Genomic DNA, 25,622 nt, shown 5'->3' on the forward strand with positions numbered 1-25,622 from the left:
AGAGCAGAGCAGAGCAGAGCGCGTGCGGATGGCTAAAAGCGTTAAGCTTGGCCGAATGTCATTTGCTGGAAATGGGGATTTTTCACCAGTACGTCTATGGTATGAATCTGCGTGAGAACCACCTCGGAAGTTTGTCTATCACGGCGAAGTACCAAGCATTCATCTCTGTCTTCGTTGTGTGTCGTATCTTCTGCTATGCCTTCAACCACATCGCCAGATTTGAGCGTGATCTTAACGGGGTAGTGGAATAAACAAGCGACTTCAATATAGTCATAGTCACTGCAATTAATCATAGTGTGGCCTCAGTGCGTCGGTAGATTGTATTGAGTAGAACGGTATAAAAGAGATTCTTTTCAATCATTAAAGATAGTCGCAGACTTGAGGCAAGGAAAGTAAACGCCTCTGAACGACGACGATGCTTCAACGAGTATCTACTTATTTACGCCAAAAACGAACATGCCGCAGCAGTGCAGCGGCATGTTAAGACGCGGCCATGAAACCGCTACGTTATGGCGTGATGACAAGCGCTTCTGACGACATTGGCTTAACCATAGGCTTGTTGGCCTCAGCACCTTGCGTCGATGCAATACGCACTTCAACACGGCGGTTTTGCGTTTGTCCTGCTTTACCCTTGTTGCTTGCCACCGGCTGTGTTTCACCGCGAGAAGAGGTCGCAATGGTGTCGCCCTTACCTGTACTAGCCGCGAGATATTGCTTGACCGATTCAGCGCGATTTAAGCCAAGCTTGAGGTTGTATGCGTGGCTGCCGATGCTGTCTGTGTGTCCTTCAATAGAGAGTCCGGTGTTCGAACGCTTAATGTTGTCGATGATACCGGCAAGGATCTTCTTGCCTGTCGGTGTCAGTGATGCCTTATCAAAGCCAAAATGTACCATCGCAATCAGTTGGTTGTGATGTGATTTCACAGTCGGGGTTTCCCGCGTTAAAAACTCCGCACATGCCTTGTCCAACCCGGCATTAACGAGGGCTTCAATGAAAAGCGGTGTGGTCGGTAAACCATCCACTTGGCGTTCTAGCTGAAGGTACTGCGCTCGATGGAATAGCACTTCCGTCGACTGCCCCAATGAGACAGTAAATGCTACTTCCGTGTTTTTGTCGGCGCAAATTTCCTCAAACACAGTGGCAGACAATTCAGCCGCTGCACTTGAAAACGACGACACGCTCACCGCTAAAAATAAGGCTGGCAAGGTAAAAGCTGGTTTCATGATGTCTCCCATGTTTATTCGTAGTTTCTAAAGTACAAGTGACCAACTTCTTCACTGATCAGCTCTAAAATGTTGTCGTAAATTTCTTGATATGAATTGGCAGATTGAACGTTTTCAGCGCCAGCACACGTCTGCAACCCTGGATTTGCAGAGATGTCGTAGTCGAAACCGATAACGGCAATTTTGGCTTCAACAGAACGGCCATCTACTTCTAGTGCTTCGAGATCTGCGATGATATTGCTGCACAAACCACCGTTGTAGAGCTGGGTCGCTGCATAGCCAGGGTAAGTGTTATCGTGGGTATTTTGTCCATTTACAGAATCTTCGCCGTCAGATAACACAATGATGAGTTTGCGAACATTCTCCCCGTGTTCCAATAGCTTTGCTGCCGCGATTATCCCTTCATAGGAAGCCGTGCCATGATTGGGTATAAATTGATTAATCGTAGAGCGGAAGCTTGGGAAATCATCCGTCAAGTCGACGGTTTGAAAGTATGAGGAATTGTCTCCCTGAACTCGGCCATTAATGCTTTTTGACCCAGTGTTTAAGGGGCTTGCGATTGTACTTGCGAAGGCAATACGTGGTGTGTTGGTCCACCATTGTTTGGATAGGTTGGTATTATTTATATATCTAACATTGCTAAAGTATGATGAACCGTTGCTTGTATACAAATTGTAGCCAATAAAAGCCGTCCGATTTAGTAAGCGTTTTCCGTCAAGTTCTTGTTCAGTAGATTCATTGAATGACTCGAGTTTCTCAGTGATATCTTCAATAACATTGATAACACCGCGGTACTTCGCCTGACCATTCCACGGATCTTTCATTGAGCCTGAGAAGTCAGCGACAAAAGCGACGTCTATTGTGAAGCCCTGATACTTTCGAGCAACCGCGGAGCCGGTCATAGCTACAGTTTCTTTATAACCCAAGGCAAAATCATCTTTGGGGTACCAAGACTCGAACTCAGAACTTAAGGATACTTTGTATTCAGTAAAAACCAGCCCATCTTTATCATAAACACCTGGTTTTCCGCAATCATCACCATAAATCTCGTCACAGCTACGGCGGACGATATTAATGTCTGATAGGGTGATTCTTCCGTCTGGAGCGTATCCATCAATCAACCCTTTGGCTAAGCTCTTATTAACATTACTGTTCTTCGAAGCATTCGCTGCGATGGCCAGAGACGCTATCTCTACACCATCACCGATCCGTGCATGAGTTTGTAGATAGCGAGTAGATTCGATGGCAAGTACAAACACACTGAACAATAGTGGGAAGGCAACAACAAATACGATCGTGGCAACACCACGCTGTTGTGAAGGCAAATACGCTTGCATTTTGATGTCCTATCGACCAAATGAAAGGGAAATGGATCGAACTCGTTCAAAAGACTCACCAGCTAAGTTTCCGAACCAATTGTCGGTTCGATAACAAAGTGAGACTTGGTAAAGCGTTAGCTTATTATCAAACTGTGATAACGGTGAAAGATCTATTTTTGTTACTAAAGGCTCCTCGGGCTCGCAAGAGTAGGAACCTAAAGTAAAAATATGAACATTAGCAACAGGCGGGATAGGATTGTTGTTTGAGTCGAATCGCTGCTGTTCGATTACCATTCCCAGACGCTGAATATCGAATGTGTTCATGGTACTTGAGAGAGAGCGCTCGATCAGCGCCAAAGACTTTGTAGCCTCGTCATGCGTCATGGATTCATCACCATCGAAAAGTTGCGAGCGCTCTCGAAGCAGGCTGACTAATGAATATGAAAGTCGATCTAGTTTTCCTTTTACTGTTTGCTTCACGACAACATCCATCGAAAATACGATAATCAAGCTGAATGCTAATAAGATCATTGCGAGTTCAATCGTGAATACGCCCATTTGTTTTTTGCGATTATTGGCTGAATTCATCACGTTCAAACTCCTGTAAGCCAAAAACCTCTCTAGAGAGTGTCACTTTGCTATCATCGAAAAAATAGGCAAAAATCGGGTCATAGTCATAACTAATTCGGTACAATGCAATGGGGTTATTGGTTCTGTCTTCACCTCCAGTGTTCAGAGAGTTGCTAGCTTGACTGAAGGAATCAAAATAACGCACCGATACATCGAACTTGTCAGGGTTGACGATCTTTACCCACAATTGATCGCTCTGAGCGAGTGCGGATTTAAATAGTGCTTCATAATCTGCATTGGCAGACGTTCTTGCTACACGTGATGACTCCGAAATCGCATAGTCGATGACCGAAGATACATACCCCATGACACAGATCTCCACCCAGACAACCAAGGCATAAAATAGGAAGATAAAGCCTATCGAGAATTCGGTGGTGACTACTCCTTTTTGATTTTTTTTTAACGTTAAGCTAGTGAGATTCTGAAATTGGGCCATAGCGTTTCGTTATGCCTCCCAGCGAATAGTGAGAGTTTTACCATCTACAATCACTGTTGGCTTTCCTTTGGTGTTGTCTCGGACTGTGAGCACAATTCGAACGTAGTTATTATGCTCGCCGAGTTCGACGATCTTTGCTGGACCTTTGCTTAAGAAACGCTTGCGCTTGACGGTAAAATCCTTCGCGCCTTTCACGTCAAATACCCATTTATTGCGATCTTCTAAGAACATCGTGCGCACTTTCCCCAGATCAAAATCAGAGGTGGCAACGTACTGGATAGAGCCATCTCCGGTTGTACTAGCAGGTTGATATTGAAAAGCAGTGATGAGCCTTCTTGACCGCTTTTTAGGCTTATCAGTAGGGACGATAGGTTTGATCTTAACTTTTTCTTCCATAATGGCAGCGAGCTCAGCATCGTGTTGAGTTGCAATTTTTTTGTCGTTGGCTGCTTTGACTCGTTCTCTCGCTAACTGTAATGGGTCGATCTTTTTCGGCTCTGTAAAAGCGGTTTTGGTTTTTATTGTTTCTGACAATGAAGCCTTTTTGATTGTTTTCTCTTCGACACGTTGAGGTTGCTCTTCTGGCTTTTTGGCAGTGGCGCTTTTGACTTTTTGCTGACGTTGAGACTCAGTCGTTTTTTGACTTATAGCTGTAACTTTTGCCAACGTCTGAGCAGCACTAGTTGTATGTGTGGTGTTAGGCTGTGTCACTGCGTCATGGTTTAGTTGTGAAACAGTTGGAACGAACATGGAGGGTTTTTCGTTGTTAATTATTTGATTATGTTTGATTTTCGCATTGTGCAAACTTTCGAATTTGTCTGCCAGATACGCGTCATCTTCACTACCCGGAAGCATTTGGCTAAAAGCGCGGGTGCGGCCATCTTTGGCTAACGCGAGAATCAAATTGGCATTTGCGACATCGTCTGCTCGACCGCTTTGAACTAAAGGTAAGAGCGTGTCGATTGCTTTGTCAAAATCGCCTTGCAATATGGCAATCATCGCGAGGTTATTTTTCACCGTCGCATCATCAAAATTAAACGTTCTCGCCAACTCAAATGACGCTTTCGCGTCGAGTAGGTCGCCTTTGTCGGCTAAGATCAACCCACGTAAATTGTGCGCTTCACCGAGCTCTTCATCTAAGCGTAGGGCTGCATTGATATGCGTTTCTGCTGAGTTAATCTTACCTTGATCGAAAAACACATTGGCTCTCAATAACGCCAACTCTGCAGTATTTCGCTGACGCGGAGAGATCTGAGAAAGTTGAAACATCGCTGCTTCGACATCACCCACGAGATAATGCACATTAGCCAACTTATGTCTGACTTCTGGATCCGGTGATTGATTGAGTTCGGTTTGATATCGTTGGATCAATGCTGAATAACTGCCTGAGTCCATAAGTAATTTTTCACCGTTTTCACGTGCATAGTCACGAGGTGAAGATGTAGTGCATCCGACGAGGAGCACGAGAATTGTAATTAATACTGACAATTTCATTATCCGAGCATCCTCATAACTCCAGGTGCGGTGATTAAAACGACGATAGGCATCATGATGAAAAGAATAAGTGGTATAGACATCTTCGAAGACAGCTTTCCTGCCTTCTCCTCTAAAGTAAGCAATTGAATTTCTCTGATGTCTTTTGCCAAAGTCGAGAGCACGTCGTAGATTGAGGTTCCGTGTTTCATGCTTTGGGTCAGGGTGATCACGAAGCTGTGCACTTCTGGTGCTGGTATACGAATGTGTAGCTCATGTAGAGCTTTATCTAAACCTACGGTTTGAGCTCGATCTCTTAAGCGCTTAAGAACGTAAGCAATATCTCGGTCAAATGCTGCCATCTCAGACGTGAGGTAAAAAAGTGTAGTTTCGACGGTCATTCCTGTTTTTACGCAGACGCCCATAATATCGAGTAAGTAGGGAAGCTTTCTTGTGATCTTATTGGCCAAGGCGCGTCGACGCATTTCAAGGTACATATCAGGTGCAATAACAACCATCACAATTAGCAGACTTAACCACATGATTTTACGTGTAAAGTCCTCTAAAAAAGGTGACTCTCCAGTGAATAAGATAATCATGATGCCAATTGCACCCACAGTGTACTTTAGGAAAAAGTAATAGGGGGCAAGTCTAGTATTGTAAAATCCTGCCCCAATGAATTTTTCCGCGATTTCTGTATTTGTCGCTGAGAAAAAACCGGATGTAATGCGTGTGATCTCAGCCGTAGCTGACGCTTTTTTAGTGCCGGTGGTCAGGGTTCCATCCAACGATTTTCGACGTCGCAGAGCAGCGTAACCCATTGTCAACACTGTGGCGGCACCCAGAGCGACGAGTACCGAAAATACAAGTAGTGCTACGCCACTCATTACTTCACACTCCGCATCAGTGCGGCAATGATCGCCATCCCGATGGCTTCACTGGCAAGGGTGTAATAGAGTATCGGTCGACCATTGGGATCGTTCATGACGAAATCGTAGTTTTCAGGGCTAAGAAAACGCATGATGACAAATAGGAAAAAGAAGGGCAGAGCACAAATAATGTAAGCGGACATACGGGCTTCTGCAGTCATGGCGAGTTTTTTCTTTTCTATGCTTCTTGCATTGAACAAAACACGATTGAGCTGGGTGATCACGTTTCGTAGTTGTCCTCCACGATTTACATTCACGCGCATCGCGATAACGAAAAACTGAAATGCAGGCGTTGGGAAGCGTTGGCATGCCTTTCTAAACACGTTATCCGTAGACTCGCCCATATTGAGTCGCTCACCCATTATTTTAAACTCTTTGCCAACGATGTTGTTCAATGATTGTCCAACAAACTGGATAGCATGTAGTAAGCTTTCACCTGCAGATACTGAACTGGCAATCATATTTAGTGCGTCGGGAAAGTGTTCTTCGAATGTGTTTTGAGCGCGAATATCTAGGAATCTGAGCCCCAAAAACGTCACAACTGGCAAGGTGATAGCCAAACTAAGCAATGTGCTAAATCGAAATAGTGTAGAGAACATGTAGCTACCCGTTAGGCCAGCGACGATGTAAAACACTAAGATTTTTAACACGGCAAATTGTCCTATATCATCAATAGTATTGGAGGCATTTCGTCGTAGTCGTTGTGAGAATGTGGTGTGTGTGAGCGCTTCCATGTCGACTGCACGGTTTTCAAGAAGTTTTGTAACTGGGAGCGGATTATTGTCCCGAAGCATACTCTCTCTCCGTGCTTTTAGGAGAGTCTGCTTGTGAAAGATATAGAGACCTAAGGCAATAAATAGACAATAAATCAAATTGGCGATCATGCCGACACTCCGCTGAAAATACCATTGAGCTCCCTATCTAGGCCAAAATAGCGAGCCTTTTCATATAGCGCAGATCGCTCCATCAAACCTGCTGTGACAAAATTGCCCAACACCTTCCCTTTTTCAGAAAGGCCGTTTTGTTCAAAGCGAAAGATCTCCTCCATAACAACGTTTTGACCTTCCATTCCGATGACTTCACTCACGCTCATGACTTTACGACTTCCATCGTGTAGTCGGCTAATTTGTATGATGATATCAACAGCACTCACCACCGTGCGCCTAATGGCTTCTAGCGGCAGTGAGGCTGTTGCCATCATGACCATGCTCTCGATGCGAGAAATTGCATCACGTGGGTTGTTGGCATGTAGTGTTGTCATAGAGCCATCATGACCAGTGTTCATAGCTTGAAGCATTTCAAATGCTTCAGAGCCACGACACTCACCAATGATGATACGGTCTGGGCGCATGCGCAGTGAGTTGATAACAAGTTGGCGCTGATTGACCTCTCCATTGCCTTCAATACCAGCGGTTCGGGTTTCTAGGCGGACAACGTGGGGTTGCTGCAGACGCAGCTCTGCCGCATCTTCAATGGTGACAATACGTTCATTTTCTGAAATATATTGAGATAGAGCATTCATCATGGTGGTTTTGCCTGAACCTGTACCACCAGAAATCACGATGTTCAATCGACAACGAGAGGCAATAACCATGAGTTTTGCTACTTCAGAGCTCATTGCTCCAAATTCAATGAGATCAGAGAAACCGATGCTTTGTTTTTTAAACTTACGAATAGAAATCGATGCGCCATCGATCGCGATGGGAGGGAGGACTATGTTAACCCGGCTTCCATCTGCCAAGCGAGCATCACAAAGTGGTACTGATTCATCGACACGACGACCTACTTGTGCGGCAATACGTTTGGCGATATTGATAAGCTGATCGTTATCAATAAACGTGATGGAGGATTTTTCAACCAAACCCTGGCGCTCGATGAATACATCATCAGGACCATTGATCATGATATCCGAGATACTGTCATCTTCGATCAGTGTTTGAATTGGACCTAATCCGCGCAACTCGTCATACATCATCTTCACATAGTCGCCGCGAAGAGAGTTTGGCATCGGTGTATTGTCTTGTTCGGCGAGCACGTTGATCGCTTGGATCAGCTCTCTTTGGAGCTCGTCTTTGGACAATTTCGCAATGGCTTCTGCATCGATAGCATCAAAAATACGTCCGCGAAGAGATCGATAGAGTTCTTTAGTTGGAAGCATGAGTAATTACTTGCCTCCTAGGAGCGAAAAAGAAAATATCTTCCTTTTTTTTATAACTTCCTCGCCAATAATACGAGAACAAAGACGCTTGATTTGGTCACCTAATTTAGATTTTTGGGTGCTCAGGAATGTGCCGTTTAGTAGTGTCTCTTCGACTGAAATCTCATAAGGAAGGACAAAGTCAATTCCGATATCCAGGTATTTTTCTACTTCTGCCAGTGTCACGCTGTTGAAACGAGACGCGCGATGGTTGTTAAGCACCAATAAAATGCGTACGTTTCGGTTATAGTCGGGCTCTTCAAGTAACTTTTTTATTTTACTGAGCATGGCGGCAGTCTCACGTAGACACGAAATGGTTGGCTCCATCACCAGTACAGCGACATCGAGTGTTTTCAAAAAAGTTTTAGGCTGGATATCAAAGCCAACGGAGGCTGACAAATCGTCGAGGATAAAGTTGGTATCTGGTGCGAGGTAATTGACCACCAATTCATTCATTTCATGAAGGTCAACAGAGCTTTCGTTACTCAACCCCAAGGCCAAATAGTCAAGCCGATTATTTACGCGAGTAACAAGTGTTTTTGCTGAAGCTTGATCTATTTCCCCCCCAGTTTCGGTATCGTTAATACGCCTCTTTTCTCTATTCTTGATACCGAGGTAAATATCTAGATTGCTTGATAAATAGTTGTTATCGACGACTAAGCAAGATGTCTGCTTATCGTTAGACAATATCCAGCTAAGTTCAGCGGTAAGCAGTGTTGCTCCCACACCACCACGCATACCAATTAGACCGATACGTTTAGCTCTCCGCCTTCCGCTCAGAGATGAGGCTGCAATGTGGCGTGTGACGACAGTGTCAATAAACTCCGCTAATTCAATTTTCTCAACGGGCCAAAACAGATAATAGAACCCTAGTGCTTTTAACTCTCTAATCACTGAAATGGCATCAACATCACCAAGAATAACTACTGACAGTGATGCGGGTAGACGCGCCGAGAGTTGTTTACATTCTTTTAATGTGTCGGGACAACCAATGAGGTCTATCACCAATAATTGGGCGCTATGTTCTTCTACTTGTGATGGAATATCGTTGAATTTGTATGGATACGATATAGGTACGGGATGGCCATCAAAACGAAAGGTTTCTTCTACTAGCATTTTCACCTCTTCCGAACGGTAAAATTGAAGAGACGAAACGCCGCTTTGCACCCCTATAGACGAGGGACTGTCTTTTGATTCGCTTTTGAGTAGCTCGCTGAAATCTAACATGTGAAGCCTCTTTTAGCGGACAACAGGGGAGACAATGGAAAGTCGCCCTTTCCCTGCAAGTTTATTGTCTGGATATACCATCGATTGCCAACGCATGGAATCTGGGAAGCAGCCATCATTCCCATGGTGATAGTTTGAAATAATGGAATAATTACAGGAGGGAGATTGCACCTGGTGGATGACAGTGGACAAAATTATCCGGTCATCATTGGTATTTTCTAAAGATGTCATCGACATTTTTTCCAGTAAAATTCCTCGTGAAATAAGCCAGCCATAGGCTTTTTGAGCAATCTTATGTGTTTTACTGCCCTGCCACGAAATCTCAACACCATGCGCCAACAACTGTTGTTCGTTTTTTTCCATGTACGCCAGAATTTCACGCGTTGCCTGACGAGAGGCATTGTTCTTTACCACTACCGTATACTCATATTTTACGGGTGTGACGAGAACAGAGTTACCTTCTACCGACGGTCCACTTGATTGAGAGCAAGCTGTTATTGCGGATACTAGTAACAACATCAGTCCGGCAGTCGTATTTTTTTGACTAGTCTTCATTTTTTAAAACCTCCTGTAGATAGAATCTCTCGTTGCCATTTTTCTATCTCAGGTGAACTTTTTAATTCGACTCCAAAAAAACGGTGGAGAGCTGAGGTTCTTTGCATGCTTGGTATCTGGATGTTGGCAGAAGAGATTGGTTCAACAAGTGATACGGTCGCTACTATCACAAGTTCGGTTTTACGTCGCGTTGTCGATGTATTGCGAAATAGCGCACCAAGAATGGGGACATCACCGATAAAGGGGATCTTTGACAGCGCTTCTTCGTCTTCACTACTGAGAAGCCCTGCTAAAACAAAACTGTCCCCATCGCCTAGTTCTAATGTTGTGCGTGCTCGGCGTACCTTGAATGATGGGATATCTAAAAGCGTATCGCCGAATTGACCATCAACTGAACTAACTTGCGGCATTATCGATAGCTTGATTTTATCGTCGCGCAGCACCTCTGCCGCAAGGTCGAGTCCAATCCCGAATTCTTTATATTGAATTCGGTATCCGTTATCAACACGGTAGGTTATTGGAATTTCACCACCTACTAGAAAACTGGCTGTTTCACCCGAAATAACTGAAAGATTTGGTTCTGAAAGGACCTGTCCGACGTTGTCATCATTGATCGCTGAGATGTAAGCTGCGACGTTAGTTAGGCTACCTCCCAACCCTGATATACCCCTAGCAAATTGACCGTTACCACCAAATCCGTCGCTAAATATTGTGCCCCATTTAATACCTAGTTCGTTGATCAGGGAGCTGTTTACTTCTGCGATGGTAAGCTTGACGTTGACCTGTTTTGTTACGGCTACTTCTAGATTATTAATTAAACCTTCGTATGTACGACGGGCCATAAAACTAATATCAAACTCTTCGCGAATGGATGTTTTCCACTGAACACGACGCTCGGTGTATTTCTTATTCAGCAACCCACCGACTATGGAGTAGATGTCGTTTTTTTCCTTTTGTGTTGGCACAAAACCGGAGAGGACGACTTGTTCTCCAACGTTGAGCACTGAGACCTCCACATTGGGGTATTGAATCGCCAAAATCTGCTCAACTTTAGTGAGGCTTTGGTTAACGACGATCTTCTTTTTTGTCAATGTAGTGCCATTTTCGCCAAACACTATCAGCGTGGTGGTACCTAAAGCTCGACCGAAGACAACCAGTCTGTTGTTATCAATAACCTGATAGTCTGCTACTTCAGGGTCAGAAATAAAAACGGTTCCAATCACCGAGTCAAAAGGGAGTGAACGGGCGTCCCCTGTGCCAAGGTTTAGAATGCCGGCGGCGAAGGCTGGAAAAATACCGCTGGCGAGCAGGCCAATAAAAAAGATGACAGATAAATAACGGCGTAACATGCAGTTGTTCTCTAGTTAAAGGCCTTTTTCTGGCCGCGAATTTCAGTGACGGATTTGAAGTTGGGCAGGACATCATGGGTGTCAGCATGCATTCTACCGAGAGGAACTAAATGATTTCCTGATGACTTAATCACTTCAACAATGCCGATCCTTTGAGCAATAACCATCTTTGCGATTTGATCTCTAGACAGCTCGATAGTCAGTGGCAAAATATCTTGTTCATCTTCGTCAATCGCTAATACACGGACATTGTGAAAAAGAGGCGATACGGAGAGTGAACGAAATGATTCTATATAGATAGAGCCGGACGTTTTGCCAATATTTTGGTTATCAGAGGTAAGGATTATGATGTCAACCTTGTCGCCAACAGAAATACCTGATCCAATGAACTCGTTTCGGTCAATAGTCAAGGCATAAGGAGACTTCCCATCTTCAATTACCGCATCCAAATAATTTGGGTCGTTGGGGAGAAGAAAATCTGATGGGGAGAGGAAATGCTTCTCACCAATATTACTTTTCGCCACCATTCCTGGTACGTGGGAAATGACTGTGTCATGTAAAATCCCATTTTTAAGAGCGTCTTTTTCTTCTAGTTTAAAATATCGAATGTTATCGCGTGAGAGGGTTTCACCTCGTTGTATGGGGGATTTCAGTTGAGCAACTTGATATGAGATATTCGAGATGTTAGGTGCCGTAGTGTGTTTACTTTGGAAAAAACCACTAAGCCCAAGAATACCGGTACCTATGGATAATACTGCAATAAGGAAGAATACGCGTTGACTCATGGTTTAATTCAACTTACTTAGATAAATGCTAAACAAACTTGCTACGACAATAGGTACGCCGTAGGGTACGCCTCGGCGATATTTGTTCTTTGAAGCTAGTTGCATTGCTAGTATAAATAATGCTATTAGTGCACCAAGCACAGTAATAATAAACAGTGTAAAAAGAAAATACTCTTCATCAATGATAAGGGAATAGGCTGCTAGGAGTTTGGTGTCTCCTGCACCTAACACACCCATTGCAAATAACCCAAGCCCAATAACGACAACGGATGTAAACTGATACATGTGGATCTGCAAGCTGGAATCAAAAAGCGCCAGTGCGATACACGTCATAAGTACAAATAAACATAGCGAATTGCTTATTGTCCTTTTCGTAATATCTGTTGCCATCCCTGCTATCGAGCCTGAGATTAAAAGCATTTCTAAGCAACTCAACTAGTTGCCCAACTGATAACTATTAGCTACCGGCTTAGTTAGAGTTAGTGATATTACTGGTGATGGTTGTTATCGCACCGGTTAGTGCTTCACCAAGAGGCCCACTTTGAGTGAATGTAGCTGCTACAATGGCAGAAATAGCTACGCCTATAATTGCATATTCAATAGCCGTCACGCCGCGCTCATCGTTGATAAAATTCTTTACTGTTTGAAAAATAGACATGGTTAGACTCCATTCATTTTTTAATCGTTTAATAATTTGTTAATGCAAAGGTGACTTTTATTTATCCGTACTAACGATAGGGCGTCAGTAAAAACCAGATGATCTCAAAGTCAGCAATTAAGATATAACTCATATGTAAAATAATCTATATGTTGGCCTCGTCGCACTTGCTTCTTATTATGATCTTGTGTTTCTTATTTGACACACATAAGATGCTCGCACTTACAAAAATTATATGAAGTTGAATGATTAAAAAACTTAATAATTATGATTGAGATCACAGTTATTATTATGAAACCAATTTGTTTGTCTAATTTATGGATCGCCTAAATTAGCATTTGCTGAGTTAGTTTTTTTGAAGGCCTTCACAATATTTTTTGGGGAAAAGTTGCGTTTTAATTTCATTCTTAAGTGTCTAATTTCATTGTTTTTCCTTTCTCATCAATTAATTGATTGATTGTCTATACAGGCTGACGTGAAAGTTGGTCACAAATTCTATGTCATTTTTTGGTTTAATAGATAAACATAAGAAATTACATGATTACAATTAATTAACATTGTCGTGTTTGTTAGGCATGAATTACGTTAAATTTGTGGCGGATTATTTAATTATTACGCATTAATATCTAAATAATATGGTGGGCGTTGTCTTTAAAGTATCGTTATTGGTCTGCTCTTTTGAGGGACAGTCCGGTGATATTTTAAATGAATTCGACGATTTTGGGCTGCTGTTTTTACCAAGAGACAAGGAGGGGGGGCTAGTATGTACAGTGCTTGGAGATGCTCTTTCTAAGATGTCTCCAAACACCATATTTAGGTTACGCGGATTGATGCGTTGTTGAGGTTTGTTGGATGGAACGGCTCGATGCTCTCTCTACTGTTAGCATGCCTAGCGCCATGCTAACAGTGAAAAGGAGAATGTGAGGCGAGCCAGAGCCTAATGCAGTGATCGCGGGCCCAGGGCAGATCCCAGCTAACCCCCAACCTATACCAAAGATGGCTGAGCCTGAGATAAGACGTTTATCAATGTCGCTATGTTTGCTTATGCTGAAATGTGTTTCTGCGATAGGCGCGGATCTTGGTTTTATCAACAGCAAGTATCCTGGAATAAAGACCATCAATGCACCACCCATGACAAAGGCGAGGCTGGGATTCCAATTGCCATACACATCAAGAAATCCAATGACATTGGCTGGATTGACCATGCCTGACACCATCATTCCTGCGCCAAATAGTCCACCAGAGAACAGAGCGCCGAAGTAAAACAGTATATTCTTGCCAGACATTTAGCCTCCTATTACATGCAGTCGAAGAAAGACGGTTAGTGCAGCACTGGCCATAAAGGTACAGGTAGCAATCATTGAACGTGTCGAAAATCTGCCAATACCGCAGATGCCGTGACCGCTGGTACAACCGTTAGCGAACTTTGTTCCTATCCCAACGAGCAAACCCGCTGCGATCGCAATGAAAGGCGTTGTTCCTGTGCCTGAATGCTGTGAGTAGTCAGGAAACCCCACATTCAAAAAGGCGACACTTGCTCCTGCGAATACCATGCTGACAATGAATACAATGCGCCAATTTTTATCGGGTGTGTTCGATGAAAAAAGGCCTGCAAAGATACCGCTGATGCCTGCTATTTTCCCATTGATGAGCAAGAGGGTTACTGCTGAAATGCCAAGCATTAACCCCCCGATCAATGCTTCCCAAGGTATGTGATATGCCATATAACCGCCTAAACTTATTACGTAATAAGAATACTATAATTAGCAATTACTAATATAGCAAAGTCTAATTTAGTCCGTGTAATCATTGGCTAGCGTTTAAGCAACAGGGGGTTATGTCTCAATTCGATAACAAGGCGTATGTACCCATTAATGGTAAGGTGGTATATCAAAAGCTAATCGCTTAATGACGCAAGGCGTCCAAATAGAAGCTATTGTTAATAAAGCATAAGTTGAGAAACACTATCAGTGGTGGACTTTAGCGAGTGCAGATCTTTTGTTTGGTGAGACGTCGTTGTTTGTTTAGGCTGTCTGGTGAGGTTGTTTGTGAAAGCATTGGTGCGGTTGGTTACCGAATGTGTAAAATCGATGGGTTTAACGCTGGCTAAGTGGTCAAAAGACCTCGACGCCTATGATAAGCAGGCTAAGCAGATGCGCCGTGAAGATAGATTGGGTGAAGTTGATTACTCTGCTCAAGAAGACCTTCCGAGCAAAGCGTCGAAACAAAACGAGGACGAGCTGCGCGAACAGTAATGTGTCGCATAGATTATCTGGCAGTCACCAACGCAAACCGCAACACAAACGTCATTCCCCCTTTTTGATTGATATTTGCTTGAATATCCCCTCCAATGTCTCGCATGTTATTTGCAACAATCGATAGTCCCAACCCTAGTCCTTTCCCTATTTTCTTGTTGGTTGTAAAAGGTTCAAAGATCGTTGAAAGCGCTTCGCCTTCAATGCCACACCCGTTATCTGATATTTTTACTTCTAGTGATGTTTCATTGGGTACCACTGAGATGGTGATTCTTGGCTGCGGGGTGTGCTCTAAAGCATCAATGGCATTGGAAACAAGGTTGCCTAGAACCTGTCGTAGCCGTTGTTCTTCAGCCTGTATCTTTGGTAAGCCTGAGGGAATACGCACTCTCACGTCGATCTCTAATAATTGCTGCTGATAAATTCGCAATACCTCCTGTAATCCCTCAGTAAAAGACACGGCATGTAAACGTTCAGGCTTGTTATAGGCGAAGGTTTTGAGTTGTGTTGCCATGTCGACCATTCTATCTATCAAGGTTTCGATGAGATCATTGTTGGCCGCTACCATTGCCATTTCTCCACGTTCTGAAAGCAGGGCATTGGACGTGGTGAGCGTTCTTAGGCCAGTCAGTGGTTGATTCAGTTCATGAACGATCGCGCTGGACATTCTGCCGAGTGCCGCCATTTTACTTGATGCAATTAGGCTAGCTTGTGCCTCGCGCAGCTCTGATGTTCTCTCTTCAACACGCTGAGCGAGTTGCATGTTGGCTTCATTGAGTGCGTGTTCGGCTTTTTTTCGTTTACTGATGTCTAACACGGTAGCGAGATAATACTGGGTGCCGTGAAAGGGAAATGACGTCAGTGAAAATAAAACGGGAAACGTCGACTGATCTTGACGAACGGCTACTTTTTCAACCGCGCTCATTTCTTCTATGCGGTTGTCGATGCTGTTAGGCGATTCGGGGAATCGTGTTGATTCAGGAAAGAGAGGCGATTGCGTGTCGTCATTTCTCTTGAAGAGTTGGCGCAAATTAATCTCAGCGAAGGAAGCATCTTCAATCGCAAATTGTTGAATGGCCATGGCATTAATATCGACGATATTTCCTTGTTCATTGAGCAGTAGCAAACCCACTTGCGTCTTATTGATCATTTGGTTGAGCTTCTGTTCTGACTCTTTAATTAATGCCTGAATACGTTGTTGTGAAAGTTGTTTTTGATGCCGTTGATACCCAATAACGCCGATCAGGAACAACAGCAAAAAGAACATTGAAGCGCTTAACCCAATTGTTGTAGACGTTCTATCCACTGGCGTCGTGGGAGAAAGGTAAGTGAGTAACCATTTAACATCATCCAGTCGGATCGTTTGAGAAAAATAGCGTTTATTGTCCATATCCCAAAGGGTGAGTGATTCTCCCTGTAAGAGTGTTTTTTCGGTGATGTTAATGCGGCTTTCAGCGTCATTGAGCCAATCCGCGCTGTAGGTATCGCTGCTCGAAAGGAAGAACTTCCCATTGGGGTCACGCAATAGGATGACATCAGAACTGGTTAACCATTGATCGGTTAACAGGCGAAGATCCAGTTGGACCACCACAATGCCGACGATCGCTAAATGTTCAAAAATTGGTGCGGAGAGATAGTAAAAAGGGCGCTCCCCTTTGGTTTTTAGGACGAGGGATGTGCCTTCCCCAAGTCGATGAATATCCGCCACAATGGTTTGTAAATCGGCGTTACTGATGTGGTCGCCCGCGATGCTAGAGGCGACCAATTGCCCTTCATCCGACAAGAGATACCAACCCTCGGTATTGGCGGCTTTATCGAGTTGGCTAAGGGCTTGATCAATGTCGTCTGATTGGTCTAAACGACCAACCACTAAGGCCACAGCGTCAGGATTGTTGTTGATGAGATACGGCAAATGATAGAAACGTCGAAGTGCGTGACGCATTTCGCCAATTGCATTGAGTAAGCTTTGCTGTGCGTTGTTTTGCGCTTGTTGGGTAAGCCATTGGTGGGCCATTTCTTTGCTCCCCCAATAAAACGTAAAGACGAGCAATGTGGCTACAGAAACCAAAATCCATTTACGGTCCATGTGTCGTTTCCCGCTTCCCATCTTCTGATTACTTAAGCGCCCTCTGAATGTCTCAGGTTCCGCTGACTTATCCCTTTGCGAGCATTACAGTATATATTTAAGCCATCTTAAGACAGCATTGCTTGCCAAAAGATACTGAAAGCGTGATGGTTGCGTATCGGTATACACAGGTTTCCTCCCATGTTTAACGTGAGGTTTGATGGGGCGAGACAAAGACATTTGCAGTAGTGGTTAATACATGGAAAACATACAAGACGCACGGATAGCGCTGATCGAAGATGATGAAATTGTGCGACAAGCCACCACGCAGTGGCTCCAGTTGGCTGGGTTTCTGGTAGAAGAATTTGCCACGGGATACGCGGCACTTTCCAAGATTCGCGCGGGTGAATTTGACGCGATCATTAGCGATGTGAGATTGCCAGACATTGATGGAATTTCGTTGCTAGAGCAATTCAAGTCGAACCAAATTGATGCGCCAGTGCTTATTATTACCGGTCATGGTGATGTCGATATGGCGGTTAAAGCGTTGCAGTTGGGCGCGTTTGATTTTATCGAGAAACCCTTTAAGCCTGATCGATTATCCAAGCGCGTGACGCAGGCTGTTGAGCATTTTCGAGCGCAAGCATCGACGCATCTCAGAGGCGAATACCTGGCACGCGTTTCGGGGTTAGAGAAAGTCCTGATTGGGCAAAGCGATGCCATGTGCCACTTGCGGGAGCAAATTGCGCACGTGGCGAAGATTGATACCAATGTCATTATTTATGGCGAAACAGGGTGCGGGAAAGAGCTGGTTGCCAACAGCCTGCACAATGAAAGCGAGCGCCGATCACGAACTTTTGTTCCTATCAACTGCGGTGCCGTGCCAGAAAACCTTTTTGAAAGTGAGTTGTTTGGTCATGAAGTGGGGGCGTTTACAGGCGCGTCAAAACGTCGCATCGGTAAGCTTGAATATGCTGACAAAGGCACGCTCTTTCTTGATGAAATTGAAAGTATGCCTGCGGCGATGCAAGTGAAGGTGCTGCGAAGCTTGCAGGAAAACACGGTTGAACGTGTGGGTGGAAATCAATCTATACATATCGATCTGCGTGTTATCGCCGCTGCAAAGGAAGATCTTTTGGCGCACCCGTCGTTTCGGCAAGATCTCTTCTATCGGTTAAATGTGGCGCAAATCTCTATTCCTCCACTTCGCGATCGAAGCGAAGACATCTTGATGTTGTTTGAGCATTTTTCCCAGCAAGCGAATGCCAATACGCGCGTGCTTAGCGAGGCTGATCGCAAAGGCATGTTGTCCTATTCTTGGCCGGGGAATGTCAGGGAGCTGCGTAACATTGCGGTGCGTTACGCCCTCGATAACTCTGTTTCTGCCATTGAGGTGTTATCAATGCGGCCAACATCGACGGTAGAGCTGAGTACGAAAGGGGTGCCTCTCGCTGTGCAGCTGGATAACTTTGAGCGAAAGGTGTTGAGTGAAGCCTTGAAACGACACCAAGGTCGTATCCTTGAGGTGATGGAAGAGCTCGACCTTCCACGTCGAACATTGAACCAAAAAATGCAGAAATTTGGCTTGAACAGGGCAGATTTCAAAGGTTGAGTCATCGGCAGATTCTTGCTCATTTCGCAAGGCGCTGATGTTATGCACTTCTGTTCTCCCCTTGTGCCATCAGGCTCCTTCTCCAAATCAATGAGCAATATTTTGCCGACAGCAATCCGTATGAATCAGCATGTTTTTGCTCATTGCTTGGGTGTATAAAGTTATTTCCTTTGTAAAACAAGAGATTGAATCTTGGCACTGTGTTTGCCTATAGCCCTACTGGTTAACATTTCGTTAACGGAATAAAAAGCAGTAGGAGTACAGGGATGACAATCAAGAAGATAGCAACCACGTTCGCGCTGGTCATGGCAACGTTAGGATCTGTTTCAGCCGCATCCGCCGCGGAAGATCGTAGCTATATACTCGCCACGGCGTCTACGGGGGGAACGTATTACCCTGTTGGCGTTGCGTTAGCCACGCTGAGCAAAGTGAAATTGGGCCCGAAATATCACTTTTCTTTATCAGCAATTAGCTCTGCAGGTTCGGGTGAGAACGTAAAACTCTTGAATGAGAACGAAGCGCAGTTTGCGATCTTACAAGGTCTTTATGGTGCGTGGGCTTGGGGCGGTGGTGGCCCTTACAAAGGGGTGAAACAACAAGATTTACGTGCTGTATCGATGCTTTGGCAAAACGTGGAGCACTTTATCGTTCGCTCGGATTTAGCTGAAACGGGCACAGTGTCAGATCTTGCAAACCTTGCCGACAAGAAGTTTTCGATCGGCAAAAAGAATTCTGGCACAGAGAACTCAGGCCGCCAAATCATGAAAGGCGTATCGGTTGACCCGAATGATTTTAACCTGGCTTACATGGGGTATGGTGCCAGTGCCAACGCCCTCCAAAACGGCACCATCGATGGCATGAACACACCCGCAGGCGTGCCTGTTGGCGCAGTCACGCAAGCCTTTGCAGCGATGGGCGATGAGATCAAAATCCTGTCGTTTACCGATGAGCAAATCAAACAAGCGAACGGCGAATACAACCTTTGGACCAGCTACGAAATCCCCGCGAACACGTATCCTGGACTTGATAAGCCTGTAACGACGATTGCCCAGCCTAACTTCCTCGCTGCACGCAGTGATATACCCGAAGAGGATGTTTATCAGCTCACCAAAGCCATCTACGAAAACCTCCCTTTTCTTCAAGGCATTCACAAAGCCACGAAAGCCATGGCAATAGAAAAAGCGATTGCTGGGTTACCTGTACCTCTGCACCCTGGCGCGGCGCGCTTTTACAAAGAAGTGGGCGTGACTATTCCAGCATCACTGCTCGTTAATTAATGCATCCTGCCCCTGAGAAGGGGCATTTCCCTCGCGATAAAACGCATTGTTATACGCTTGTTTCGCCGCCTCTTTGAGATTGCGGTCAGCGGGCGATCATCAAAAATATCTCTCTAGATGTGGGATAGGAGCGACTCATGAGCGATTCAGTAAAAAAAGACTTGGAAAAGTTCGAATTACCGACGCGCACCGATTTCCCTTGGGTGAACACACTTATCACCGTGTTAGCGGTGTTAATGTCAACGGTACACATTTGGTTTAATACATTATCTACCTGGTCAGAACTTTGGGTTTCCGCCACCCATTTCGCGGGTTTCGCTGTGATCTGTTTTCTTTGGTATCCCGCACATGCGTCAATGAAGCGCAATAAAATCGCACTGGTTATCGATATTTGGCTCGCCCTTGCAGCGGTTGCCTGTCTTATCTACATTCCGTTCGCCGAAGATGCACTCTATGAGCGCGGCGTGAAATTCATCGCCAGTGATTGGTTTTTCGCGATTGTCGCCATCGTCATTGCGATGGAATTGGTTCGACGCACCATGGGTTGGTTTATCCCTGTGTTGATTGTTATCTGCCTGAGTTATGTGGTTTTTTGGGGCAAGTGGATGACGGGGATTTTTCATTTTCCGGGCTTGAGCATGGAAACGCTGCTTTACCGCAGTTTTTATTCATCAGAAGGCATGTTTGGCCCTATCTCTCGAATCAGCTGGAGCTATGTGTTCATGTTCATCCTATTCGGGGCGTTCCTAGTGCGTTCGGGCGTAGGTGATTTCATTGTAAACATTGCACGTGCAGCAGCAGGGAAGGTGATTGGCGGACCAGGCTTCATCGCCGTATTGGGTTCAGGGCTAATGGGGTCTGTATCCGGTTCAAGCGTGGCAAATACCGTTTCAACGGGGGTCATTACGATCCCCTTGATGCAAAAAGCAGGCTTTCCTTCGCGCTTTGCAGCGGGCGTAGAAGCAGCGGCATCCACCGGTGGGCAATTGATGCCTCCAGTGATGGGCGCAGGTGCGTTTATCATGGCGTCTTACACCCAGATTCCTTACGTCGATATTATTGCCGTCTCTTTTGTTCCCGCGCTGATCTACTTTCTCTCGGTCGGCTTTTTTGTGCGGATTGAAGCGAAGCGCAGCAAAGTACAAAAAGTGGAGTCGGGTGAAGAATCCATCATGAAAGTACTCATCTCAGGTTGGCATAATCTGATCCCGATTGCGGTGCTGGTGACCTTGCTAATTGAAGGCTTCACACCCACCTACGCCGCGGGCATTTCGATACTGTCGGTGATTGCAGCCAGTTGGTTGTCGAAAGATCATAAAATGGGACCCAAAGCCGTATTGGAAGCGCTGGCGTTGGGCGCAAGAAACATGGCCCCAACGGCAGTGTTGCTGGTCGGTATCGGGTTGGTGGTGAACGTGATCAGTACGACAGGCATCGGCAATACGTTCTCCCTCATGATCGATGGTTGGGCAAACGGCGATCTGCTCATCATGCTGGTTCTCATTGCATTGGCGTCACTAATCTTGGGTATGGGTTTGCCAGTCACGGCGGCTTACATCGTGTTGGGTACACTGTCAGCGCCAGCGTTATTTACCCTGTTGGCGGAAAATCAGTTGCTTGATTTGATGATCGCAGGTCAGTTACCTGAGCAAGCGAAAGCGATTTTTATGCTGGCCGCCCCGGAGAAACTGTCGTTACTCAATGCGCCAATGACGCTGGAAATGGCGAAAGAGATGTTGTTGCTCGTCCCCGCCGATTTTAAAGAAACCTTACTTGAGCAGAGTTTGGGTGTTGAAACCGTGGGCCTCGCACTGCTGTCTGCCCACTTGGTCATCTTTTGGTTATCGCAAGACAGTAATGTTACGCCGCCTGTTTGTTTAACGGCCTTTGCAGCAGCGACGATTGCACGTACACCCCCCATGTTGACAGGCATGACGGCGTGGAAAATTGCGAAAGGGTTGTATCTGGTACCGATACTCATTGCGTACACCCAATTGATCAGTTGGAACATCAGCGATGTGTTGTTGGTGGGGGTGTTCGCCATCGTTGGCACCTACGCGATGATCGGGGCAATGGAAGGCTACCTTGAAGGGCCGCTCAATATCGCCTTACGGTTGGTTCTCCTTGGCACCTGTGTGCTTTTATTGTGGCCGAGTTTACCCATCGGACTTCGGTTGTTAGCGTGTGGAATATTCGCCGCGATTTTTATCTACAGCCGTTCGGTGGATAAAGCAGACAGTCAAGGCGCGGGATCAACAGACGTTGTTCACGACGAAAAATAGCATCCAGCACTTCGTCGTGTTTTAGGGGGATTTGCCTTCATTGGCGCTGTTTCATTCGGCGCCAGTGTGAAAATCCCCGTTTGTCCCATTTCCTGACGCTTTGGATGGCGAACTCTCAACCACGCTATAAAGATATGCGATCACGAAAGGGTGGGTGGATGAATGCAGTCTTTGCGGTTCCATCAAGGTTATTGGTTTATCTCGTTATCTTTTCGGCGCTACCATTTTCTGAATGTCTAGCGGCCTCAGCGCCTGAGAATGCCAACGTATATTTCATTGCGCCGACAGATGGGGATATTGTTTCGCGCCAGTTTGACGTGAAAATTGGCGTTAAGCAGGGGAGTATTACGCCCGTGGGTGAGGTTGGGCCGAATTTTGGGCATTGTCATGTGCTTATCAACCTTGATGATCTGGTCGACTTATCAATGCCGTTGCCAGTGAATGCCAATATTGTGCATCTTGATGGCGGCGAGTCGGATGTCTCGCTTACGTTGCCTAGAGGAAAACACACACTTCAACTCCTATTGGGGGATGATAAGCATGTACCGCATTCCCCGCCTATATTCTCTCAACCTATTACGATCACAGTAAGGTGAACATGGTGCTGAGAGTGAGAGTCAGAGTGAAAGTGCCACACTCTGTGTAATCGTTAAATTGGAGCGAGCGCCGAATAAAAAAGCCGCTCAAGGGCGGCTTTAGGAGGTGCAAGTATTGAGGTTGACGACTATTAGCTGTAAGGGTGAATAATCCGAGCCACCAATGAACCTGCAGCACGCATTGATTCCACATTGTGGCTTAACAAAATGCCCGATTCTGGTGCACGGTATTGGTGAATTTCTTCACCAAAACTGTCGTATTGGATGGCGAGTAATTGGCCTTCTTCGACGAATTGCATCAGCTCTGCTTGTGGCAAAATAAAACCACCTTGTTTCGCGCGGATGCTCGTCACTTTCTCACCTTCAACGGCCGGGACGAATGTCATTGTTTCGCCCTCAATAATGCCGTGGTGCTTGAAAATGTTCATCACGCCGCGCGTGGTGCGTTGCACCAGTTCGATATCCGTGTAGCGCCCCATGCCAACTTCAACGGTAATGCTCGGAATACCATTTTCATTCCACACGGTTTCCAAAATGCCCGGGTCGCCTGGGTCATTCAAGATGGCATCTGGGTTCATCAAACGTGCCATTTGCACGGCATCATCAATGCGAAAATCTGCAAAGGTATAAAGCGGATAAACCGTGCCTGATGTTTGGGTATGGAGGTCAATCGCCAACTCGGCATTCGGTTGAAGCAGGTGATGCCAAAGCGGGTAGATGTATCGTTGTACATCATTGCCCGTCGCGTCGCCTGGGAAAAAACGGTTTAGGTTACCGTTTGAGACATCAGGATCTGATGACACGAAATCACGGGTATGGTGTTTCATGCCCGTCAGGTTGACCGTCGGTACAATGGTCACGCAACCGGCGATGTCTTTGCCTTTCAGTTCGCGCGCAATCTGCTGTGCGGTGAGAACACCATTGTATTCATCACCATGAACACCCGCTGTAACCACGATGTTCTTGCCTAATTTGCTGCCTTTGAATACCCAAACTGGCAGATGCTGATGCTGTGATAACGCATCGGTAGCAATGCGGAACCAAAACTTGTGCTGACCTGCTTCAAGTGTGGTGACGTCAAGCGCGCTGATGACGTCTAGGCCATCAATTTTGTTGTTTTCAATGTATGTCGTCATTGCATTTTCTTGCTGTGAAAAAGGCGAGATGGTGATCTCGCCTTTGTAAATGTATGCGGTATATCGCGTGGGGTTCTGCGGTTATGCAAAGCCCATCATGTGTCCACCCACAACGGTGATACTTGCCATGATGAACAACAACAGCATAAAGCGCCACACGAACTTCACCCAATTCCCCCAATCAATACGACACACACCCAATGTGGCCATCAAAGATGCAGAGGTAGGAACGATGATGTTAGTAAAGCCGTCGCCCAGTTGGAAGGCCAAAACTGAAACTTGGCGTGTCACTCCTGCGATATCTGACAAAGGTGCTAACAATGGCATGGTCAATGCGGCTTGACCTGAGCCGGATGTCACGAAGAAGTTGAAAACGGACTGGAACACATACATCAACCAAGCTGCCATTGCAGAAGGCAATTCGCTGATTGCGCTCCCTGCGTTGTGCAAGATGGTGTTCAATACGCTCGGGTCTTCGGAACCGCCGCCCAACAGCAGCAACACACCCTTAGCAAAGCCAACCAATAATGCCGGTGCTAGCATGATGCCTGCACCTTCTTTGAAGGCATCTGCCACATCATTGAATGTCATGTTGTTCAGGTTGAACGCGATGGCAATGATGGCAACCACAAAGCCCATCGTGAAGAACTGAGAGGCGATTTCTGGGATGTACCAGGCGTGCATGACCACACCCCAAACAACCCAAATGGTGGTCGCAACAACCGTCAGGATCACCAAGGTGTCGCCGAATCCCCAACGAGATTCTTGCACATCGATGTCTTTGTTTTTCAGGTAGGCGTCGGATTCAAAACTGTAAGACGCTGAAGGGTTCGCTTTGATGCGCGATGCGTACATCATGGTAAAGCCGATACCCACAAGGGTAAACACAGCCCACATCACCATGCGCATCGTCATACCTGACAGTACGGGAACGCCCGCAATGCCTTGTGCAATGGCTACAGAGAAAGGGTTCATCCAAGAAGTGGCGAAGCCAACTTGCGTCGCAACGTAGGTCACCATCACAGTGGTGATACCGTCATAGCCCAATCGAACCATCAAGGGTGCGATGATGATGGCAAACGCCACGGCTTCTTCGCCCATGCCGAACACGGCACCGCCCAAAGAGAACAGCAAAAACAAAGCGGGAATGAAGAGTGCTTCGCTGCCTTTGGTTTTGTCGATCAGCTTCAAGATGCCGTTATCAATGGTGCCTGTGCGCATCACGATGCCAAATGCACCGCCGATGATGAGCATGAACATGATAACGCCGATCGCGCTGCCCCATTTTGAACCGGATACTAAGCCTTCAAAGGGGAAGTTCATCAAGCCAATACCGCCGCCAGAGGCAAAGAACTGGACTTTGTTGTAAACCATTTCGCCGCTTTCGTCGGTCACGTAGCGGAAAGATTCTGGGTTAATGACAGTTCGAGATTTTTCGACACCGTCTGCCATGAAAGAAACTTGCTGGCTATCGAATTGACCCACAGGGATCAAATAGGTCATCGCTGCCGCTAATAACCCAACAATAAAAATCAGGATCAAGGTGTCTGGCATTTGCCACTTTTTTGCACCTGATGATGAATCCTGAGTGGAAACATGAGGTTGAGACATTCCATC

Annotated in this window: 25 protein-coding genes; 5 read left to right on the forward strand and 20 right to left on the reverse strand. The window is 45.7% G+C overall.

The genetic code is table 11. From position 1 onward, the window contains the following. Positions 1-41 precede the first annotated feature (41 nt). The 17 genes from BCT27_RS05480 to BCT27_RS05560 form a co-directional block, all read right to left on the reverse strand. On the reverse strand, positions 42-293 hold the full coding sequence (locus BCT27_RS05480; protein WP_017011021.1) for a Rho-binding antiterminator: 252 nt from the start codon (positions 291-293) through the stop codon (positions 42-44). Positions 294-507: 214 nt separating this feature from the next. Beyond that, positions 508-1,224, reverse strand: a complete 717-nt coding sequence (locus BCT27_RS05485; RefSeq protein ID WP_102395312.1) for an OmpA family protein — start codon at positions 1,222-1,224, stop codon at positions 508-510. Between the two features lie 14 nt (positions 1,225-1,238). Continuing rightward, positions 1,239-2,561 carry a pilus assembly protein gene (locus BCT27_RS05490; RefSeq protein ID WP_102391525.1) on the reverse strand — a complete coding sequence of 441 codons (1,323 nt, stop codon included), beginning with the start codon at positions 2,559-2,561 and terminating at the stop codon, positions 1,239-1,241. A gap of 9 nt (positions 2,562-2,570) precedes the next feature. Next, entirely contained in the window at positions 2,571-3,131 is a 561-nt protein-coding gene (gene tadF / locus BCT27_RS05495) for a tight adherence pilus pseudopilin TadF (RefSeq protein WP_102391524.1), read from the reverse strand. Continuing rightward, complete coding sequence (locus BCT27_RS05500; RefSeq protein WP_102391523.1) at positions 3,115-3,609, reverse strand: TadE/TadG family type IV pilus assembly protein; 495 nt, start codon at positions 3,607-3,609, stop codon at positions 3,115-3,117. Before BCT27_RS05500 ends, tadF begins: the two co-directional genes overlap by 17 nt. Positions 3,610-3,618: 9 nt before the next feature. Next, complete coding sequence (locus tag BCT27_RS05505; protein WP_102395274.1) at positions 3,619-5,103, reverse strand: tetratricopeptide repeat protein; 1,485 nt, start codon at positions 5,101-5,103, stop codon at positions 3,619-3,621. After that, positions 5,103-5,969 (reverse strand): type II secretion system F family protein, encoded by an 867-nt coding sequence (locus BCT27_RS05510; protein ID WP_102391521.1) that lies wholly within the window; start codon positions 5,967-5,969, stop codon positions 5,103-5,105. The genes BCT27_RS05505 and BCT27_RS05510 overlap by 1 nt, the downstream gene beginning before the upstream one ends. Then, entirely contained in the window at positions 5,969-6,895 is a 927-nt protein-coding gene (locus BCT27_RS05515) for a type II secretion system F family protein (protein ID WP_102395275.1), read from the reverse strand. The genes BCT27_RS05510 and BCT27_RS05515 overlap by 1 nt, the downstream gene beginning before the upstream one ends. Beyond that, a complete protein-coding gene (locus BCT27_RS05520) occupies positions 6,892-8,169 on the reverse strand; it encodes a TadA family conjugal transfer-associated ATPase (protein ID WP_102391519.1) in 1,278 nt (425 codons plus the stop codon). The genes BCT27_RS05515 and BCT27_RS05520 overlap by 4 nt, the downstream gene beginning before the upstream one ends. Before the next feature lie 6 nt (positions 8,170-8,175). Next, positions 8,176-9,435 carry a CpaE/TadZ family protein gene (locus BCT27_RS05525; RefSeq protein WP_102391518.1) on the reverse strand — a complete coding sequence of 420 codons (1,260 nt, stop codon included), beginning with the start codon at positions 9,433-9,435 and terminating at the stop codon, positions 8,176-8,178. Between the two features lie 12 nt (positions 9,436-9,447). Beyond that, entirely contained in the window at positions 9,448-9,990 is a 543-nt protein-coding gene (locus BCT27_RS05530; RefSeq protein WP_102391517.1) for a hypothetical protein, read from the reverse strand. Then, a complete protein-coding gene (locus tag BCT27_RS05535) occupies positions 9,987-11,339 on the reverse strand; it encodes a type II and III secretion system protein family protein (protein WP_102391516.1) in 1,353 nt (450 codons plus the stop codon). Before BCT27_RS05535 ends, BCT27_RS05530 begins: the two co-directional genes overlap by 4 nt. A gap of 11 nt (positions 11,340-11,350) precedes the next feature. Beyond that, positions 11,351-12,124 carry a Flp pilus assembly protein CpaB gene (gene cpaB, locus BCT27_RS05540; RefSeq protein ID WP_102391515.1) on the reverse strand — a complete coding sequence of 258 codons (774 nt, stop codon included), beginning with the start codon at positions 12,122-12,124 and terminating at the stop codon, positions 11,351-11,353. A 3-nt stretch (positions 12,125-12,127) separates the two neighbouring features. Further along, positions 12,128-12,544 carry an A24 family peptidase gene (locus BCT27_RS05545; RefSeq protein WP_102391514.1) on the reverse strand — a complete coding sequence of 139 codons (417 nt, stop codon included), beginning with the start codon at positions 12,542-12,544 and terminating at the stop codon, positions 12,128-12,130. A gap of 49 nt (positions 12,545-12,593) precedes the next feature. Beyond that, on the reverse strand, positions 12,594-12,782 hold the full coding sequence (locus BCT27_RS05550; RefSeq protein WP_102391513.1) for a Flp family type IVb pilin: 189 nt from the start codon (positions 12,780-12,782) through the stop codon (positions 12,594-12,596). A gap of 818 nt (positions 12,783-13,600) precedes the next feature. After that, positions 13,601-14,068 carry a YeeE/YedE family protein gene (locus BCT27_RS05555; RefSeq protein ID WP_102395276.1) on the reverse strand — a complete coding sequence of 156 codons (468 nt, stop codon included), beginning with the start codon at positions 14,066-14,068 and terminating at the stop codon, positions 13,601-13,603. Continuing rightward, positions 14,069-14,506: a YeeE/YedE family protein gene (locus tag BCT27_RS05560; RefSeq protein ID WP_102395277.1), complete on the reverse strand. Its 438-nt coding sequence runs from the start codon at positions 14,504-14,506 to the stop codon at positions 14,069-14,071. Between the two features lie 324 nt (positions 14,507-14,830). Here BCT27_RS05560 and BCT27_RS05565 point away from each other — a divergent pair, with 324 nt between their 5' ends. Continuing rightward, positions 14,831-15,037 carry a hypothetical protein gene (locus BCT27_RS05565; protein WP_241908518.1) on the forward strand — a complete coding sequence of 69 codons (207 nt, stop codon included), beginning with the start codon at positions 14,831-14,833 and terminating at the stop codon, positions 15,035-15,037. Positions 15,038-15,050: 13 nt separating this feature from the next. Here the strand turns inward: BCT27_RS05565 and BCT27_RS05570 are convergent, their stop codons facing one another. Further along, positions 15,051-17,123 carry a sensor histidine kinase gene (locus BCT27_RS05570; protein WP_102395278.1) on the reverse strand — a complete coding sequence of 691 codons (2,073 nt, stop codon included), beginning with the start codon at positions 17,121-17,123 and terminating at the stop codon, positions 15,051-15,053. Between the two features lie 238 nt (positions 17,124-17,361). Here BCT27_RS05570 and BCT27_RS05575 point away from each other — a divergent pair, with 238 nt between their 5' ends. The 4 genes from BCT27_RS05575 to BCT27_RS05590 all read left to right on the forward strand — a co-directional run bounded on the left by BCT27_RS05575 (position 17,362) and on the right by BCT27_RS05590 (position 22,869). Continuing rightward, positions 17,362-18,714, forward strand: a complete 1,353-nt coding sequence (locus BCT27_RS05575) for a sigma-54-dependent transcriptional regulator (protein ID WP_017011004.1) — start codon at positions 17,362-17,364, stop codon at positions 18,712-18,714. A 266-nt stretch (positions 18,715-18,980) separates the two neighbouring features. Next, entirely contained in the window at positions 18,981-19,991 is a 1,011-nt protein-coding gene (locus BCT27_RS05580; RefSeq protein ID WP_102391508.1) for a TAXI family TRAP transporter solute-binding subunit, read from the forward strand. 137 nt (positions 19,992-20,128) lie between these two features. Beyond that, entirely contained in the window at positions 20,129-22,273 is a 2,145-nt protein-coding gene (locus BCT27_RS05585) for a TRAP transporter permease (RefSeq protein ID WP_102395279.1), read from the forward strand. A 158-nt stretch (positions 22,274-22,431) separates the two neighbouring features. Next, a complete protein-coding gene (locus BCT27_RS05590) occupies positions 22,432-22,869 on the forward strand; it encodes a DUF4399 domain-containing protein (protein WP_102395280.1) in 438 nt (145 codons plus the stop codon). A gap of 131 nt (positions 22,870-23,000) precedes the next feature. Here the strand turns inward: BCT27_RS05590 and BCT27_RS05595 are convergent, their stop codons facing one another. Beyond that, positions 23,001-24,005: a succinylglutamate desuccinylase/aspartoacylase family protein gene (locus tag BCT27_RS05595; RefSeq protein WP_102395281.1), complete on the reverse strand. Its 1,005-nt coding sequence runs from the start codon at positions 24,003-24,005 to the stop codon at positions 23,001-23,003. A gap of 81 nt (positions 24,006-24,086) precedes the next feature. Then, positions 24,087-25,559: a putative basic amino acid antiporter YfcC gene (gene yfcC, locus BCT27_RS05600; protein WP_206748021.1), complete on the reverse strand. Its 1,473-nt coding sequence runs from the start codon at positions 25,557-25,559 to the stop codon at positions 24,087-24,089. Positions 25,560-25,622 lie beyond the last annotated feature (63 nt).

It is taken from the genome of Enterovibrio norvegicus (assembly GCF_002876705.1).
Taxonomy (GTDB): domain Bacteria; phylum Pseudomonadota; class Gammaproteobacteria; order Enterobacterales; family Vibrionaceae; genus Enterovibrio; species Enterovibrio norvegicus_B.

Bases quoted from the DNA above. Each gene is read 5' to 3' on its own strand.
- BCT27_RS05485 (WP_102395312.1), bottom strand. From the start codon at position 1,224: ATGAAACCAGCTTTTACCTTGCCAGCCTTATTTTTAGCGGTGAGCGTG.
- BCT27_RS05560 (WP_102395277.1), bottom strand. From the start codon at position 14,506: ATGGCATATCACATACCTTGGGAAGCATTGATCGGGGGGTTAATGCTT.
- BCT27_RS05515 (WP_102395275.1), bottom strand. From the start codon at position 6,895: ATGATCGCCAATTTGATTTATTGTCTATTTATTGCCTTAGGTCTCTAT.
- BCT27_RS05520 (WP_102391519.1), bottom strand. From the start codon at position 8,169: ATGCTTCCAACTAAAGAACTCTATCGATCTCTTCGCGGACGTATTTTT.
- BCT27_RS05580 (WP_102391508.1), top strand. From the start codon at position 18,981: ATGACAATCAAGAAGATAGCAACCACGTTCGCGCTGGTCATGGCAACG.
- BCT27_RS05490 (WP_102391525.1), bottom strand. From the start codon at position 2,561: ATGCAAGCGTATTTGCCTTCACAACAGCGTGGTGTTGCCACGATCGTA.
- BCT27_RS05595 (WP_102395281.1), bottom strand. From the start codon at position 24,005: ATGACGACATACATTGAAAACAACAAAATTGATGGCCTAGACGTCATC.
- BCT27_RS05510 (WP_102391521.1), bottom strand. From the start codon at position 5,969: ATGAGTGGCGTAGCACTACTTGTATTTTCGGTACTCGTCGCTCTGGGT.
- BCT27_RS05590 (WP_102395280.1), top strand. From the start codon at position 22,432: ATGAATGCAGTCTTTGCGGTTCCATCAAGGTTATTGGTTTATCTCGTT.
- BCT27_RS05550 (WP_102391513.1), bottom strand. From the start codon at position 12,782: ATGTCTATTTTTCAAACAGTAAAGAATTTTATCAACGATGAGCGCGGC.
- BCT27_RS05570 (WP_102395278.1), bottom strand. From the start codon at position 17,123: ATGGACCGTAAATGGATTTTGGTTTCTGTAGCCACATTGCTCGTCTTT.
- BCT27_RS05505 (WP_102395274.1), bottom strand. From the start codon at position 5,103: ATGAAATTGTCAGTATTAATTACAATTCTCGTGCTCCTCGTCGGATGC.
- yfcC (WP_206748021.1), bottom strand. From the start codon at position 25,559: ATGCCAGACACCTTGATCCTGATTTTTATTGTTGGGTTATTAGCGGCA.
- BCT27_RS05525 (WP_102391518.1), bottom strand. From the start codon at position 9,435: ATGTTAGATTTCAGCGAGCTACTCAAAAGCGAATCAAAAGACAGTCCC.
- BCT27_RS05555 (WP_102395276.1), bottom strand. From the start codon at position 14,068: ATGTCTGGCAAGAATATACTGTTTTACTTCGGCGCTCTGTTCTCTGGT.
- BCT27_RS05545 (WP_102391514.1), bottom strand. From the start codon at position 12,544: ATGCTTTTAATCTCAGGCTCGATAGCAGGGATGGCAACAGATATTACG.
- BCT27_RS05585 (WP_102395279.1), top strand. From the start codon at position 20,129: ATGAGCGATTCAGTAAAAAAAGACTTGGAAAAGTTCGAATTACCGACG.
- BCT27_RS05500 (WP_102391523.1), bottom strand. From the start codon at position 3,609: ATGGCCCAATTTCAGAATCTCACTAGCTTAACGTTAAAAAAAAATCAA.
- tadF (WP_102391524.1), bottom strand. From the start codon at position 3,131: ATGAATTCAGCCAATAATCGCAAAAAACAAATGGGCGTATTCACGATT.
- cpaB (WP_102391515.1), bottom strand. From the start codon at position 12,124: ATGAGTCAACGCGTATTCTTCCTTATTGCAGTATTATCCATAGGTACC.
- BCT27_RS05480 (WP_017011021.1), bottom strand. From the start codon at position 293: ATGATTAATTGCAGTGACTATGACTATATTGAAGTCGCTTGTTTATTC.
- BCT27_RS05575 (WP_017011004.1), top strand. From the start codon at position 17,362: ATGGAAAACATACAAGACGCACGGATAGCGCTGATCGAAGATGATGAA.
- BCT27_RS05530 (WP_102391517.1), bottom strand. From the start codon at position 9,990: ATGAAGACTAGTCAAAAAAATACGACTGCCGGACTGATGTTGTTACTA.
- BCT27_RS05535 (WP_102391516.1), bottom strand. From the start codon at position 11,339: ATGTTACGCCGTTATTTATCTGTCATCTTTTTTATTGGCCTGCTCGCC.